This window comes from Polaromonas hydrogenivorans, from assembly GCF_040105105.1.
GTDB lineage: Bacteria > Pseudomonadota > Gammaproteobacteria > Burkholderiales > Burkholderiaceae_C > Polaromonas > Polaromonas hydrogenivorans.
In genome coordinates this window covers 50,146-65,622 of sequence record NZ_CP157676.1, presented here as the reverse complement: position 1 = coordinate 65,622, position 15,477 = coordinate 50,146, and the positions used below count along the sequence as shown (strand labels likewise).

Here is a 15,477-nt window from a genome sequence, read left to right as displayed (position 1 = left end):
GATGATGAAGTGGTTTCAAGCGCCGACAGTACACCAAGACCTGGCCAGCCGAAGCGTCAGGGCCATCTGGCACCCGTGCACGCAGATGCAGCGCGCCATGGCCGTGCCGCCGCTGGCCATCGTGCGCGGCGAAGGCGCCTGGCTGTTCGACGACGCCGGCCGGCGCTACTTCGACACCAGCAGCTCCTGGTGGGTCAACCTGTTCGGCCATGCCGATGCGCGCATCAACGCCGCGCTGAAGGACCAGCTCGACACCCTGCCGCATGTGATGCTGGCCGGCTGCACGCACGCGCCTGCGGTCGAGCTGGCCGAGCGCCTGTCGGCGCTGACCGGCGGCGTGCTGGGCCACTGCTTTTTCGCCAGCGACGGCGCCTCGGCGGTCGAGATCGCGTTGAAGATGAGCTTTCACCACTGGCGCAACCGGGGCCGCAGCACCAAGCGCGAGTTCGTCTGCCTGCGCCAGGGCTACCACGGCGAGACGCTGGGCGCGCTGGCCGTCACCGATGTGGCGGTGTTTCGCGATGCCTATGACCCGCTGCTGATGCGCTCGCACCAGGTGATGTCGCCCGACGCGCGCCAGGCGCTGCCGGGCGAGAGCGCCGCCGATGTCGCGCAGCGCGCCGCCGCCGAACTGCAGGCTTTGTTTTCCGGGCGCCACGAACACATCGCCGCCCTGATCCTGGAGCCGCTGGTGCAGGGCGCCACCGGCATGGCGATGCACGACCCCGCCTACCTGCGCGCCGCGCGCGCGCTGTGCGACCAATACGAAGTGACCTTGATCGCCGACGAGATTGCCGTGGGCTGCGGGCGCACCGGCAGCTTTTTCGCCTTCGAGCAGGCCGCGCTGCCGGGCCAGCCCCGCATCTGGCCCGACCTGGTGTGCCTGTCCAAGGGCATCAGCGGCGGCTACCTGCCGCTCTCCCTGGTGCTGTCGCGGGACAGCATTTACGAGGCCTTCCTGGACGACGACGTGGCGCGCGGTTTTTTGCATTCGCACTCCTACACCGGCAACGCGCTGGCCTGCCGCGCGGCGCTGGCCGTGCTCGACCGCTTCGAGCACGACGGCGTATTGCAGCGCAACCGGGCGCAGGCCGCGCTATTGACCGCCGCGCTGGCGCCGCTGCACACCGATGCGCGCATCGAACACTTCCGCCAGATCGGCATGATCTGGGCCTTCGACGTGCGCGAGCCCTTCGCCGGTTTTCGTTTTGCCGAACGCTTTCACCTCGCCGGCCGGGCGCGCGAGCTCTTGATCCGGCCCATCGGTCGCACCGTGTACCTGATGCCGCCCTACCTGCTGGACGAGGGCTTGTGCACCTGGCTGGCCGGACGCGTGCTGGCAACCCTTGACGACGTTCTCAACCAGAGGCTTGATGATGCTGATCGACTACCTGAACCACCAACTGCGTGAGCGCCAGGCCCAGGGCCTGCAGCGCCAGCGCCGCATCGCCGAGTCGCCGTGCGCGCCGCACCAACGGGTTAGCCGCGACGGCCAGCCGGCGCGGGACATGCTGGCGTTTTGCAGCAACGACTACCTGGGCCTGGCGAGTCACCCGGCGCTGGCGCTGGCCGCCGGGGAAATGTCATGAGGATGCAAGGCTTGGACGATCAAGCGCTGCACGGCTGCTTCGTTGCCGGCACCGACACCGGCGTGGGCAAGACCCACATCAGCGCGGCGCTGCTGCAGTGGTGCGCGCAGCAGGGCTGGCGCAGCGCGGGTTTGAAGCCCGTGGCAGCAGGCACGACACTGATTGACGGCCAACCCGTTAATGAGGACGTGCAGGCCCTGCGCCAGGCCTGCTCGGTGAATTTGAGCGATGCCGAAGTCGGGCCGCTGCAGTTCAAGGCCGCCTGCGCCCCGGAGATTGCCGCTGCCCTGGAACACCGGCATATCGATCCGGTAACGATTTTTTCCGCCGCCCGCCATCTGGCTAGATGCGCCGATGTTGTGGTGATTGAAGGCGTGGGCGGATTTTGCGTGCCGCTCGGCCCTGACTGGGACACGGCCGCCCTGGCAGTGGCCCTTGGCTTGCCGGTGGTGCTGGTGGTCGGCCTGCGCCTGGGCTGCCTGAGCCACACTTTGTTGACGGCCGAGGCCATCCGCGCGCGCGGCTTGCCGCTGGCCGGCTGGATTGCCAATGCTACCGAGCCCGACATGGCGCACAGCGCTGCCAACCTGGCCAGCCTGCGCCATGAAATGACGCGCCGCCACCAAGCACCCTGCCTGGGCATGGTGCCTTGGCTGGACGCACCGGAACCCGCCGCCGTGGCGGCCCACCTGGATACCGCAGCCCTCCAAAGGGTGTTTCACCGCATCCCTTTTGTCCCGACCCTTTTCACCTGAGAAAAACCTGATGACCACCATTGCCACCATTCCCGTTTCATCCCTGCGCCGCGCACCTGCGGTTGTCAAAGCTCCGCAAGCGCCGCTTCGCTGGGAAGTCGCGGACGTGGCGGCCCTGTACGAGCTACCGTTCATGGACCTGCTGTTTCGCGCCCAGCAGTTGCATCGCGAACACTTCGATGCCAACGAGGTGCAGCTCTCGACGCTGCTGTCGATTAAGACCGGCGGCTGCGCCGAGGACTGCGGCTACTGCCCGCAGGCGGCCAGCGCAGACAGCGGCGTCGCAGCCACGAAACTGATGCCGCTGGCCGAGGTGATGGAGGCCGCGCAGGCCGCCAAGGACCAGGGTGCTACCCGTTTCTGCATGGGCGCGGCCTGGCGCAGCCCGAAAGAGCGCGACATGGAAAACGTGACCGAGATGGTGCGCGAGGTCCGCGCCCTGGGCCTGGAAACCTGCATGACGCTGGGCATGCTGGAAGCTGAGCAGGCGCAGGCGCTCAAAGACGCTGGCCTGGACTACTACAACCACAACCTGGACAGCTCGCCCGAGTTCTATGGCGACATCATCACCACCCGCACCTACCAGGATCGGTTAGATACCCTGGGCCATGTGCGCGAAGCGGGCATCAATGTCTGCTGCGGCGGCATTGTCGGCATGGGCGAAAGCCGACTCCAGCGCGCAGGACTCATCGCGCAACTCGCCAACCTGAGCCCTTATCCTGAATCGGTGCCCATCAACAACCTGGTTCCCGTGCCCGGCACGCCGCTGGCGGACACCCCGCCGCTGGACCCGTTCGAGTTCGTGCGCACGATTGCCGTGGCCCGCATCACCATGCCGCTGACCATGGTGCGCCTGTCGGCCGGACGCGAGCAGATGGCGGAAAGCCTGCAGGCGCTGTGCTTTGCCGCTGGCGCGAACTCGATTTTCTACGGCGACAAGCTGCTGACCACGACTAATCCGCAAGCCGACCGCGACCGCCAGCTGTTTGACCGCCTGGGCTTGAAAGTCCAGGGCGCCCGTCCCGCAGCGCAGTAAGGCATGAGCGCTGACCCGAGGCCGCCAGCGCTGGCGCGTCCGCTCATGGATGCCGCCTTCCTGGCCAATCCCTACCCGGCTTACCAAGCCCTGCGGGAGACCGGCCCGATCCACTGGAGCGAGGAATTTTTCGGCGGCGCCTGGCTGCTCACGCGCCATGCCGATGTCGAGCTGGTGCTGCGCGATCCGCGCTTTTCGGCGCAGCGCACCGGCGCCTGGGTCAAGGACCGGGAGGATGCACCGGGCGAGTTGAAAGGCTTTCAGCAGCTGTTTGCCCGCGCGCTGCTGTTTCTCGACGCGCCCGACCACCCGCGCATCCGCAAGGTGCTCAATGCCGGCTTTCGGCCTGATGTGCTGCAAGGGCTGGCGCCGCACATCGAGCAGGTCGTCACCGAACTGCTTGATCGGGTAGCGCACCTGGAAAGTTTTGACTTCATCGAGGCCGTTGCCCGGCCCTTGCCGGTGCGGGTGATCACGCTGCTCATGGGCATCGAGCAGCCGCAGCATCAAGACTTCATGGCCTGGTCGGAAGACCTGGCCAGCTTTATCGGCGAGCCCAGGCCCTCGCGCGAGCAGGCGCGGCGGGCGCAAGCCAGCCTGCTGGGCATGAGCCGCTATTTCGATTGCCTGCTGGCGCTCAAACGTAAAACGCCAGGCGACGACCTGGTCAGCCGCCTGGCGCAGGCCGAGGCTAGGGGCGAGATCCAGGATGGCGCCGAGTTGCTTGCGCAATGCGCCATGCTGCTGTTCGCCGGCCATGAAACCACGCGCCACCTGCTGGGCAGTGGCCTGCAGGCGCTCTTGAGCCATCCGGCGCAGTGGCACCGCCTGCGGCGCGAACCCGAACTGCTGCCCGGAGCGGTGCGCGAGCTGCTGCGCTTTGACAGCCCGGTGCAGTACACCGGGCGGCGCGTGGCGACCGACTTGGTGCTGCACGGCCAGCAGCTGCGCCGGGGCGACCTGGTGCTGCCCCTGATCGGCGCGGCCAGCCGCGACCCGGCGCGCTACCTTGATCCCGACACGCTCGACATCACGCGCAGCCAGGGCAGTTCGCTGGCCTTCGGCTCGGGGCCGCATGTGTGCATGGGCGCGGCGCTCACGCTCATGGAGGCCAAAATGGTCTTTGGCCAGTTGCTGAAAAGATGGCCCGGGCTCAGCCTGGTCGATGCCGCGCCGCGCTGGAGCGACAAGCCGGCTTATCGGGGGCTGGTGATGCTGCCGCTGCGATACCAGGCAATCGCCTGAATGTTGCCAGCGTCCAGCAGACTTCTGGCATCAACCTATTTCCGGCAGTTGAAACCACGTAAACCAGCGGGACGTATGGCTGGTAGCCAATTTCAATGAATGTCCAGAAGTCACCGAATAGGTGTAAGCGGCTGGGCATCCCATCTTGAAGGACTGCGAATAGGTTGAGATAGTGTGCGCGATGAACATCATGCACACCATGGCGAGTAAGACTCGCACCACCCAGGTCCCCAAGCGCCGGTTCTACAGCCCTGAACTCAAGCTGCAGGTTGTCCAGACATGCGCGCAGCCTGGCGCGTCCATTGCTGCAGTAGCCCTGCAACACGGCATCAATGCCAACATCGTGCACCGATGGATACGTGAGCATAGCCAGGGAACGCTGGTCATTGAGCCACAGGCGTTTGTGCCGGTCACCTTGAGCACGGAGCCCGAACCCGTTGCCATCCAACCTGTGGCGGTGGCGGCCACGGCAGAAATCCGAATGGAATTGCGGCGCGGCACCTCCTCGGTGACGGTGATGTGGCCGAGCGAACTGGCAAGCGATTGTGGCGCCTGGCTGCGCGAGTGGCTACGATGATCCGCATTGACGCGCTGTGGCTGGCAACCACCCCGATAGACATGCGCATGGGAACGGAGCGTTTGTTGGCACGGGTGGTGCAGGTGTTCGGGGCGGCCCAGGCCCATCATGGATACCTCTTTGCTAACGCCCGTGGCAACCGCATGAAGCTGCTGCTGCACGATGGCTTTGGCATGTGGTGCGCGGCCCGGCGGCTCAATCAAGGCGGGTTTGAATGGCCACGCGCTGGCGCCGATAGGGCCACCTCGATGACGCTGACAAAGCAGCAATTCGATGCCCTGGTGTTGGGACTTCCGTGGAGCCGGCTGGAACAAATGCAGTCCATTACGCGGGTGTAGGAACGCTGTCCTTTAACGCTGTAAAAAGGGCAATTGGAGGATGCCCTGATTCTCTTTTTTGTGTGGATTTTGCACAATCCACGCATGCTCCGCGTGGACCAACTCAGCGCCCAAGACTTTGTCGGTCTGAGCCCTGGCGCCGCTGCCGAATTGGCCGCCCGTGTGTTGGCACACGTTGGCGAGCAGAGCCGGCAAATCGAATCCCAGGCCCAGGCCATCGGGTTCAGGGATGCCAAGATCGCAAGCATCACCTTTGAGCTGCGCCGCCTCAAGGCCTGGCGCTTCGGTGCCAAGACCGAATGCATGTCTGCCGAGCAGCGCCAGTTGTTTGAAGAAACGCTGGCAGCCGACCAGGCAGACCTAGAGGCCCAACTCGCAGCACTGAAGGCGGCCTCCAAAGAAACGGGCAACACGCCAGAGCCCGACACCCGACGTCAGCCAAAGCGTCAGGCCCTGCCCGAGCACCTCAAACGGATAGAGCACCACCATGAGCCGGAGAACACGACCTGTGGCTGCGGCGAGGCGATGGTGCGTATCGGCGAAGACGTGAGCGAGCGCCTGGACATCATCCCCGCTCAATTTTTCGTGCACCGCCACATCCGCGGCAAGTGGGCCTGCAAGTGCTGCCAGACCCTGTTGCAAGAACCGGTGGAGCCACACATCATTGACAAGGGGATGCCCACGGCCGGTCTGGTGGCGCACACTACGGTAAGCCGCTTCGTTGACCACATTCCGTACTACCGCCAGGAGCAAATCAACGCCCGTTCCGGCGTTCACACACCGCGTTCCACGCTGGCGTCGTGGTCCGGCCAGGCAGGTGCAGCCTTGCTGCCTCTGTATGCGGCGCATCGGGAGTTTGTTCTCAGCTGTGCAGTGGTTCATGCCGACGAGACGCCGGTGGCCATGCTGGATCCCGGCGCGGGCAAGACCAAACGGGCCTACGTCTGGGCTTATGCCAGAGGCGGATTTGATGTTTCACCCGGCGTGGTGTATGAATTTTGCCTGGGCCGAGGGGCCAGGTACCCGCTGGAATTCCTCAAGGGCTGGTCGGGCACGCTCATCTCCGACGGGTACGGGGTGTACGACCAGGTCCTGAAGCAGGAAACCCGCATCGGCGCAGCTTGTTTCGCGCACGCACGTCGAAAGTTTGATGAACTGGTCAAGGACAACCTGAGTCCGGTGGGCACGCAGGCCCTACAGCGCATGGCAGCGCTCTACCAAATTGAGCGCCAGGTCAAAGGCTTCTCGGCTGAGGATCGGCAGGCCATCAGGCAATCGAGCTCCAAGCCGCTTTGCGAGGATCTGCACGCCTGGTTGAAGCTGGAGCGCCAACGCGTGCCCGAGGGCGGTGCCACGGCCAAGGCGATTGACTACAGCCTGAACCGCTGGGAAGCGCTGACAACTTACCTGGCCGACGGCAACGTCCAGATTGATAACAACCATCTTGAGAATCTGATTCGGCCATGGGCAATGGGGCGCCGGGCATGGTTGTTCGCAGGCAGCGAACTTGCCGGCCAACGTGCCGCCATCATCATGAGCCTGGTGCAGTCGGCCCTATGCCGGATGCGGCATAGTGCCGACTACGCCGACCGCCGAACTATGCCGAATGGGCTCGCTTCTTCCTGAATTCTCCGTAGTCAGCATGTGATCGGTTCGGCATAGTCTGACCGCTTACAGTGCCTCGAGAAAGGCGAGCAGGTGATCCTCAGGGCGGAAGCGAAGGCGCTTGCATTGCTTGTATGGCTCAAGCTTTGCGAGAGCTGCCTCCTTGAGGGCGAGGTGGGCATGAAGGTAGAGCTGCGTGGTCTCGATTGATTCATGACCGAGCCACAACGCGATCACCGAACAGTCGACGCCCGCCTGCAGGAGCTCCATTGCCGCGCTGTGCCTCAGGACGTGCGGTGACACACGCTTGGATGCCAGCGATGGGCATGTCTTGCTGGCGACGCCCACATATTTAGCCAGCAGCGACTGGACGCTATCAGCACTGAGCTGGCCTCCGTGCAGGTTGGGGAACAAGGTTATGGCGCCACGCCGCGCCGGCACCTTGAGCCACGCCTGAAGCGCGATCTGGGCGTATCTCGTCAGTGGGGTACATCGCTCCTTGCGGCCTTTGCCCACACACCGAACATGCGCACCGGTGCCGAGATGAATAGCCTCCCTGCGCAAGCCGGTCAACTCGGAGAGGCGTAAGCCGGTCTGGGTCGCGAGCAGTAGCAATGTGTGATCACGGTGGCCGATCCACGTCACGCGATCGGGCGCAGCAAGGACGGCTTCGATCTCGGAACGCGTCAGAAAATTCACTTCACGCTTATCGTGTCGCTTGCTCGGTATTGCGAGCACGCGTTGGATAAGGGCGCTGTGAGCCGGCTCCTCGAAGGACACGAAGCGGAAGAAGGAGCGGATGGCGGTCAGGCGCAGGTTGCGTGTCGTGACGCTGGTGCCGCGATTCATCTCGAGATCGGTCAAAAACGCGCCGATGAAAGGCGCGTCCAGTTCATCGAGGGTCAGGGCAGAGGGATCCTTGCGAAGCCTCTCCTTTGCAAACTTGAGCAACAATCTGAACGTGTCTCTGTAGGATGCAATCGTATTGGCGCTAACGTTTTGCTGACGGATAAGCCGTTCGGTAAAGTAGCGCTCGACGAGCGGGGCGAGGTTGCAGCCGACGGGCTTCATGGTTGACTCTCCCACCTTCGATCAAGACGCTGCGCCGCCTCTTGCATCAGCTCCGGGCATGCCGAGAGGTACCAATAGGTGTCCCGCACGCAGGAGTGGCCAAGATAGGTGGAAAGCATTGGGAGCATCCTCTCGATATCGCTGCCTTCGCGATACCAGCCCAACAGCGTGCAAATGGCGAATCGGTGCCGAAAGTCGTGCATGCGTGGTCCCGTGTGATCGCCAGGACGCCGCAGACCAGTCTCACGCGACAACTGCCAGAAGACGCTATGAACGTATTGACGCAACAGTGGTCCGCCTCGCTCCGCAACGAAGAAATGTGGGTCGCGGCGCGTTGTTAGATGGGCATCGCGCCGTTGCGTGTAATTGCGTAGCGCTGCGCTTGTCGTTGGATGCACGGGTACGAGTCGTGACTTCCCAAACTTGGTCAGTCGAATCGTCAGCACACCGGCGTCCAGGTCGACGTCGTCACGTTGAAGGCCGATCACCTCGGACAAACGCATGCCCGTCACCGCGATGAGTCCGAACAGGCAGTGGTAAGTCCAGCGGCGCAGAGCACCTGATGGCGGCAAGGACAGGGCTGCTGCCAGCAACGCATCGATCTCTGCATCGCTATAGACGTAGGGCTTGGCACGCTTCAGGCCCGGCAGGATTCCGACCGGGGGCACTTCCGTCTTCGGATCGAAGCTTGCGATATGGCGCGCAAAGCCGCGAACATCCGTCAGCCGCAATGCCCAGGACGCATGCCGGCCGGGCGGTAGCGTCGCCCACTCCATCGCGAGTTTCGACGTGATGGTCGTGGCCTTGCGTTTGTCCATGCAGTCGACGAAGTCGGCGAGCCGTCGTGTCTGATGCTGGTACTTGAATCCAAACCCTTTGCGCATACTCAGGTACCGCTGCAGTGCCGAATGTAGATCCGTCATTGCTCACCTCCCGGCCACGGCAAGCTCAATGTGCGGAGCGCCTCGATATCAACCTTTGCGTAGATCCGCGTGGTGTCCTGGTTCTTGTGCCGCAGCAGCTGGCCGATCTCCGACAAAGTTGCACTAGAGCGCAGGAGTTCCGTGGCCAGGCTGTGCCGGAAAATATGGGCACCCTGGTGCGCGTAGCCCTGGATGCCGGCACGCTTGAGCGCGGTCTTGGCGATCATCGTGATTGCGCTGGCGGACGAAAATCCGGTGTGGGGCGCAAGGCTGCGAAGAAATAGCTGACGGCAGGGGGACTTGGGTCGACCGTCCTGTAGATAGGCGGCGATCCCTGCGCCGACGTCTGACGCAATCGGCATCCTGGCGCGCTGCCGGCCCTTGGCGCGAACGAGCATCTCGCCAGCTCTCCAGTCGATGTCGTCCAAAGTGAGGGTGGCGACCTCATCAGCCCGCAGGCCGAGCTTGGAAAGCATCAGCAAAATGGCGAAATCACGTCGTCCTACCGCGGATGCCCGGTCGCAACTGTCCAAAACCTTCTGAACCTGCGCCGCAGAAAGATAAGTCGGGAGGCCTACGAGGTTCCATTGCCTGATCGAGGGAACGCAGCCGCCCAATGCGTGCGGGTTCAATCCCGTGTGATGAAGGTATCGGAGAAACGCTCGCAGCGACCAGCACATCAACTTGGCGGACTTCGGGCTCCCATCCTGGGCGTGACACTCGACATAGCGAATCACCTCGTCCTGATTGATCTTGCCGAGATCGCTGACGCCGCCGGGACAGACTTCAAACAGGAACCGACGGATCGCAGGCTGATGGTGCGCGATAGTCTTTACTGTCAGACCGCGCTCGCTTCGCAGATAGTCGCCAAACTCCGCGAAAATCTGCTGTAGCGGCGTGTTCATCGGGACCGGCGCCGGCGCAATTGTGCCGACGGCACGTAGTGTCAGCAGCCACCGCTTCAGCGCGGCCCGGTCGTCGAATTGGATGGTCCGCTTTGCTCCTTGGTGTCGCAGGTAGCGCTCGACCATGCGTTCATCAAGACTTCTCAGCTTAGTCCGGTGGCTTGTCATCCAGGCCAAGAGATTGCCGACCACGTTGAGAGAACGCCAAGTCCCGTGTCTACTGAGCCCAACCTCGACAAGACGCGCCGCGTACAACTCCACAAGATGCCCGTGGGTGCCGCTTCTCAGGCGCCGGAACAGCCGGCTCCGGCTCAAATACTCTGCCGTATTAGTCATCAAATTCTCCGTTGTTGAGGACGGAGGCAGGATGAACTATGCCGAACCGATCACATGCCGACTACGGAGAATTCAGGAAGAAGCGAGCCCATTCGGCATAGTTCGGCGGTCGGCGTAGTCGGCACTATGCCGCATCCGGCATAGGGCCGACTGCACCAGGCTCATGATGATGGCGGCACGTTGGCCGGCAAGTTCGCTGCCTGCGAACAACCATGCCCGGCGCCCCATTGCCCATGGCCGAATCAGATTCTCAAGATGGTTGTTATCAATCTGGACGTTGCCGTCGGCCAGGTAAGTTGTCAGCGCTTCCCAGCGGTTCAGGCTGTAGTCAATCGCCTTGGCCGTGGCACCGCCCTCGGGCACGCGTTGGCGCTCCAGCTTCAACCAGGCGTGCAGATCCTCGCAAAGCGGCTTGGAGCTCGATTGCCTGATGGCCTGCCGATCCTCAGCCGAGAAGCCTTTGACCTGGCGCTCAATTTGGTAGAGCGCTGCCATGCGCTGTAGGGCCTGCGTGCCCACCGGACTCAGGTTGTCCTTGACCAGTTCATCAAACTTTCGACGTGCGTGCGCGAAACAAGCTGCGCCGATGCGGGTTTCCTGCTTCAGGACCTGGTCGTACACCCCGTACCCGTCGGAGATGAGCGTGCCCGACCAGCCCTTGAGGAATTCCAGCGGGTACCTGGCCCCTCGGCCCAGGCAAAATTCATACACCACGCCGGGTGAAACATCAAATCCGCCTCTGGCATAAGCCCAGACGTAGGCCCGTTTGGTCTTGCCCGCGCCGGGATCCAGCATGGCCACCGGCGTCTCGTCGGCATGAACCACTGCACAGCTGAGAACAAACTCCCGATGCGCCGCATACAGAGGCAGCAAGGCTGCACCTGCCTGGCCGGACCACGACGCCAGCGTGGAACGCGGTGTGTGAACGCCGGAACGGGCGTTGATTTGCTCCTGGCGGTAGTACGGAATGTGGTCAACGAAGCGGCTTACCGTAGTGTGCGCCACCAGACCGGCCGTGGGCATCCCCTTGTCAATGATGTGTGGCTCCACCGGTTCTTGCAACAGGGTCTGGCAGCACTTGCAGGCCCACTTGCCGCGGATGTGGCGGTGCACGAAAAATTGAGCGGGGATGATGTCCAGGCGCTCGCTCACGTCTTCGCCGATACGCACCATCGCCTCGCCGCAGCCACAGGTCGTGTTCTCCGGCTCATGGTGGTGCTCTATCCGTTTGAGGTGCTCGGGCAGGGCCTGACGCTTTGGCTGACGTCGGGTGTCGGGCTCTGGCGTGTTGCCCGTTTCTTTGGAGGCCGCCTTCAGTGCTGCGAGTTGGGCCTCTAGTGTCGCGTCACGAAGTAGTTGTCGGGTAAAGCGGTTTGAGCTTGACGCGGGCATCCTTGGTCGTGAACTGCCAGTTGACTTTGGCCTGAAGGTTGTCGCGGCGAGCTTGCCAGGCAGCGACCTCGCTGCGCACGGTCTCGATGTTGTCGATGCGCCGGCTCAGGCATTGCTTGACGAGCACGTTGATCTCGATTTCCGCCATATTGAGCCAGCTGCCGTGCTTCGGGGTGTAGACGAACTCGAAGCGGTCCCACAGCGCCTTGGCCTGCCCGGGGGCAAACGCCTCGTACAGTGAGCCCGCTGTGTGCGTATTCAGGTTGTCCATGACCAGCGTGATGCGCTCGGCGTCGGGGTAGCTGGCAGCAATGTCCTGCACAAATACAGCCCAGTCCAGTTTGGTTCTGCGCTCGGTGACCTTGGTCAGGCGCCGCCCGGCCAGCGGCTCGCTGGCCATGAAGACGTTGCACACGCCACAGCGTTCGTACTCGTAGTCATGGCGCTCGGGCCGGCCAGCAGCTGCGGCAATGGGCTCGCGGGTCTCGCGAATCAGTTGCCGGGGCGTCTCATCCATGCACACCACCGGGTGCTTTGGATCGTAGGGCCGGCTGTAGAGGTCCAGCACCTTTTCCATGGCGGCCACGAAGGCGGCGCTGGCTTGCGGCGCGATCACCCAGCCGACCTTCCTCCAGGGCTTGAGTTCGTTTTTTTCAGCGCCCGGCGCACCGTCTCGTGCGAGACGCTGTCCACATACTCCAGCTCGACCAGCCGGTCGGCCAGCAGCCGCAGCGACCAGCGAGCACAGCCTTCGGGTGGCGCCGAGCAGCTCAGGGCGAGCAGCTGCGCCTCCAGGCGGCCATCGATCTTCAGGTCGTATTCGCACTTGGAGGGCTGGCGGTTCAGGGTCGGATCCAGGCCTTCCAGGACAAACTTCTTTTTCACCCGGTCCACCTTGCGCTCGCTCACGCACAGCATGGCTGCGATGTCGCAAGTGCGGGGTCGCTCGGTGCGTTCCCCAGCTTGGTCGCAGTTGAGCAGTATCAAGGCATTGATGACCTTGGACGCCGCGTGCGTGCCTTTGCCTGCGATGCCCTGCAACTCGGCTCTTTCCTGCTCTGACAAGGTGACTTTGTAATGTTCCATCCCCCATTGTCCGCGTCAAACTTCTCGTGACGCGACACTAGGTCTGCCTGGTCGGCTGCCAGCGTTTCTTCAAACAACTGGCGCTGCTCGGCAGACATGCATTCGGTCTTGGCACCGAAGCGCCAGGCCTTGAGGCGGCGCAGCTCAAAGGTGATGCTTGCGATCTTGGCATCCCTGAACCCGATGGCCTGGGCCTGGGATTCGATTTGCCGGCTCTGCTCGCCAACGTGTGCCAACACACGGGCGGCCAATTCGGCAGCGGCGCCAGGGCTCAGACCGACAAAGTCTTGGGCGCTGAGTTGGTCCACGCGGAGCATGCGTGGATTGTGCAAAATCCACACAAAAAAGAGAATCAGGGCATCCTCCAATTGCCCTTTTTACAGCGTTAAAGGACAGCGTTCCTACACCCGCGTAATGGACTGCATTTGTTCCAGCCGGCTCCACGGAAGTCCCAACACCAGGGCATCGAATTGCTGCTTTGTCAGCGTCATCGAGGTGGCCCTATCGGCGCCAGCGCGTGGCCATTCAAACCCGCCTTGATTGAGCCGCCGGGCCGCGCACCACATGCCAAAGCCATCGTGCAGCAGCAGCTTCATGCGGTTGCCACGGGCGTTAGCAAAGAGGTATCCATGATGGGCCTGGGCCGCCCCGAACACCTGCACCACCCGTGCCAACAAACGCTCCGTTCCCATGCGCATGTCTATCGGGGTGGTTGCCAGCCACAGCGCGTCAATGCGGATCATCGTAGCCACTCGCGCAGCCAGGCGCCACAATCGCTTGCCAGTTCGCTCGGCCACATCACCGTCACCGAGGAGGTGCCGCGCCGCAATTCCATTCGGATTTCTGCCGTGGCCGCCACCGCCACAGGTTGGATGGCAACGGGTTCGGGCTCCGTGCTCAAGGTGACCGGCACAAACGCCTGTGGCTCAATGACCAGCGTTCCCTGGCTATGCTCACGTATCCATCGGTGCACGATGTTGGCATTGATGCCGTGTTGCAGGGCTACTGCAGCAATGGACGCGCCAGGCTGCGCGCATGTCTGGACAACCTGCAGCTTGAGTTCAGGGCTGTAGAACCGGCGCTTGGGGACCTGGGTGGTGCGAGTCTTACTCGCCATGGTGTGCATGATGTTCATCGCGCACACTATCTCAACCTATTCGCAGTCCTTCAAGATGGGATGCCCAGCCGTACATGAACGCCCCCTATGCCAGCCTCTCAATTCATGACGACGCAAAGGTAAAGATTGCTCCCGTACATTCGGACTCTGAGTGCAGTTCTTGACTGCGGTCCCTGATGGGATTTGCTGGTTGACGCCCAATCGCTTACACGCACTCTGGGTGCCCCGGCTGGCACGGGCTTTGTCAACCACGGTCTAACCTGTCTTGCCATCACTTCATGATCGCCTGAGCAATCGGTGGTATTCCTCCCTCGCTTCGTTTTGCTTTTACGTGGTGAGCCTTCGGTCAGTCGGCCTCGACGACCGCCTTGCGGTAGCCCTTCTCATAGCACCGGCCGTGGGCCAGCAACGCCCAGACGATTCGGGCATTCTTGTTGGCCAGCGCGACTGCCGCGACATTCTTGTTGCGCCGTTTAACCACTGAATTGATCCAGCTGCACGGGTCTGCCTTTTGCCCGGCACGGTAGATGACCGAGCGCGCGCCGTGTATCAGCAAAGTACGAAGGTAGCTGTCGCCACGCTTGCTCATGCCCAGCAAGTTTGATTTGCCTCCAGAAGAGTGCTGCCGGGGCACCAGGCCCAGCCACGCGGCCAACTGCCGGCCGTCGTCGAAGTTCTTCGCATCTCCCACGGAGGCGACCAGAGCGCTTGCCGTGATGGGGCCGATACCAGGCACCTGCGCGAGCCTCATGCTGAGTTCGCTGTTTCGATGCCATGCCTGGATCTGCGCCTCAATTTCTTCGACCTGCCGGTCGAGCTCCTTGAGATGGTCAAGCAGCCGCTGGACAAGCTGGCGGAAAGAGCCCGGCAGTGAGTTTTCAGCGTCTTCGATCAGTTCAGGAACCCGCGTGGTGATGTAACCAATACCCTGGGGAACGATAAGGCCGAACTCCCCAAGGAGCCCGCGAATCTGGTTGGCCTGGGCGGTGCGCGCTTTCACGAAACCCTGGCGAACCCGGTGCAACGCGAGCACTGCCTGCTGCTCCACGTTCTTGATCGGCACGAAGCGCATGTTGGGTCGGCCTACTGCCTCGCAGATGGCCTCGGCGTCAACGGCATCGTTCTTGTTGGACTTGACATACGGCTTGACGAACTGCGGCGCCATCAGGCGGACCGTGTGGCCCATCGCCTGGAGCTTGCGCGCCCAGTGATGCGCGCTGCCACAGGCTTCCATTCCAATCAGGCACGGCGGGAGGTTTACAAAGAACGTGGCCATCTGATCTCGACGAAGCTGCTTCTTCACGAGTACCTTGCCATGCTCATCAATTCCGTGGACCTGAAAGACGTTTTTTGCCAGGTCAATGCCAAAAGTCGTAAGCTTCATGGTGGATGCCCCTTCTCAGTTCAAGTGGTTGATCAACGTCTCCACTTTGGCACAACGATGCCGTTATGGGTGGGGGCGTTCATCCCATTGCTTACGTTGGATCAGCGTAGACTTTGAC

At 62.7% G+C, this 15,477-nt stretch carries 16 protein-coding genes and 1 pseudogene; 8 read left to right on the top strand and 9 right to left on the bottom strand.

Annotated features, from left to right (window positions below):
- Positions 1-4: 4 nt before the first annotated feature.
- The 8 genes and pseudogenes from bioA to tnpC (ABLV49_RS21065) all read left to right on the top strand — a co-directional run bounded on the left by bioA (position 5) and on the right by tnpC (ABLV49_RS21065) (position 7,166).
- Entirely contained in the window at positions 5-1,411 is a 1,407-nt protein-coding gene (gene bioA / locus ABLV49_RS21100; RefSeq protein WP_349282262.1) for an adenosylmethionine--8-amino-7-oxononanoate transaminase, read from the top strand.
- Positions 1,377-1,580 (top strand): annotated as a pseudogene (locus tag ABLV49_RS21095) (8-amino-7-oxononanoate synthase); the annotation flags it as partial. The gene bioA and the pseudogene ABLV49_RS21095, both read left to right, overlap by 35 nt.
- Positions 1,581-1,600: 20 nt before the next feature.
- The gene (gene bioD, locus ABLV49_RS21090; protein WP_349282261.1) at positions 1,601-2,344 is read left to right on the top strand and encodes a dethiobiotin synthase; all 744 of its coding nucleotides are present in this window, start codon (positions 1,601-1,603) and stop codon (positions 2,342-2,344) included.
- A 10-nt stretch (positions 2,345-2,354) separates the two neighbouring features.
- Positions 2,355-3,380, top strand: coding sequence for a biotin synthase BioB (gene bioB / locus ABLV49_RS21085; RefSeq protein ID WP_349282259.1), 1,026 nt, complete (start codon positions 2,355-2,357; stop codon positions 3,378-3,380).
- A gap of 3 nt (positions 3,381-3,383) precedes the next feature.
- Positions 3,384-4,625 carry a cytochrome P450 gene (locus ABLV49_RS21080; RefSeq protein WP_349282257.1) on the top strand — a complete coding sequence of 414 codons (1,242 nt, stop codon included), beginning with the start codon at positions 3,384-3,386 and terminating at the stop codon, positions 4,623-4,625.
- Positions 4,626-4,824: 199 nt separating this feature from the next.
- On the top strand, positions 4,825-5,202 hold the full coding sequence (gene tnpA / locus ABLV49_RS21075; RefSeq protein ID WP_349282242.1) for an IS66-like element accessory protein TnpA: 378 nt from the start codon (positions 4,825-4,827) through the stop codon (positions 5,200-5,202).
- Positions 5,199-5,540 carry an IS66 family insertion sequence element accessory protein TnpB gene (tnpB, locus tag ABLV49_RS21070; RefSeq protein ID WP_349282244.1) on the top strand — a complete coding sequence of 114 codons (342 nt, stop codon included), beginning with the start codon at positions 5,199-5,201 and terminating at the stop codon, positions 5,538-5,540. Before tnpA (ABLV49_RS21075) ends, tnpB (ABLV49_RS21070) begins: the two co-directional genes overlap by 4 nt.
- An 84-nt stretch (positions 5,541-5,624) precedes the next feature.
- Positions 5,625-7,166, top strand: coding sequence for an IS66 family transposase (gene tnpC / locus ABLV49_RS21065; RefSeq protein ID WP_349282255.1), 1,542 nt, complete (start codon positions 5,625-5,627; stop codon positions 7,164-7,166).
- Between the two features lie 45 nt (positions 7,167-7,211).
- Here tnpC (ABLV49_RS21065) and ABLV49_RS21060 read toward each other — a convergent pair whose 3' ends face one another.
- From ABLV49_RS21060 to ABLV49_RS21020, 9 genes are all read right to left on the bottom strand, one after another.
- Entirely contained in the window at positions 7,212-8,216 is a 1,005-nt protein-coding gene (locus ABLV49_RS21060) for a tyrosine-type recombinase/integrase (protein WP_349282253.1), read from the bottom strand.
- Positions 8,213-9,139 (bottom strand): tyrosine-type recombinase/integrase, encoded by a 927-nt coding sequence (locus ABLV49_RS21055; RefSeq protein ID WP_349282252.1) that lies wholly within the window; start codon positions 9,137-9,139, stop codon positions 8,213-8,215. Before ABLV49_RS21055 ends, ABLV49_RS21060 begins: the two co-directional genes overlap by 4 nt.
- Positions 9,136-10,380, bottom strand: coding sequence for a site-specific integrase (locus ABLV49_RS21050; RefSeq protein WP_349282251.1), 1,245 nt, complete (start codon positions 10,378-10,380; stop codon positions 9,136-9,138). Before ABLV49_RS21050 ends, ABLV49_RS21055 begins: the two co-directional genes overlap by 4 nt.
- A gap of 72 nt (positions 10,381-10,452) precedes the next feature.
- The gene (tnpC, locus tag ABLV49_RS21045) at positions 10,453-11,772 is read right to left on the bottom strand and encodes an IS66 family transposase (protein WP_349282249.1); all 1,320 of its coding nucleotides are present in this window, start codon (positions 11,770-11,772) and stop codon (positions 10,453-10,455) included.
- A protein-coding gene (locus tag ABLV49_RS21040) for an IS630 family transposase (protein WP_349282247.1) occupies positions 11,726-12,858 on the bottom strand; the annotation gives its coding sequence in 2 pieces (ribosomal slippage) (positions 11,726-12,426 and positions 12,426-12,858; 1,134 coding nt in all). The genes tnpC (ABLV49_RS21045) and ABLV49_RS21040 overlap by 47 nt, the downstream gene beginning before the upstream one ends.
- Positions 12,756-13,226, bottom strand: coding sequence for a transposase (locus ABLV49_RS21035; RefSeq protein ID WP_349282246.1), 471 nt, complete (start codon positions 13,224-13,226; stop codon positions 12,756-12,758). Before ABLV49_RS21035 ends, ABLV49_RS21040 begins: the two co-directional genes overlap by 103 nt.
- 33 nt (positions 13,227-13,259) lie before the next feature.
- Positions 13,260-13,601: an IS66 family insertion sequence element accessory protein TnpB gene (tnpB, locus tag ABLV49_RS21030; RefSeq protein ID WP_349282244.1), complete on the bottom strand. Its 342-nt coding sequence runs from the start codon at positions 13,599-13,601 to the stop codon at positions 13,260-13,262.
- Complete coding sequence (gene tnpA / locus ABLV49_RS21025) at positions 13,598-13,975, bottom strand: IS66-like element accessory protein TnpA (protein WP_349282242.1); 378 nt, start codon at positions 13,973-13,975, stop codon at positions 13,598-13,600. Before tnpA (ABLV49_RS21025) ends, tnpB (ABLV49_RS21030) begins: the two co-directional genes overlap by 4 nt.
- 346 nt (positions 13,976-14,321) lie before the next feature.
- On the bottom strand, positions 14,322-15,359 hold the full coding sequence (locus tag ABLV49_RS21020; RefSeq protein ID WP_349282240.1) for an IS110 family transposase: 1,038 nt from the start codon (positions 15,357-15,359) through the stop codon (positions 14,322-14,324).
- Between the last annotated feature and the right edge of the window lie 118 nt (positions 15,360-15,477).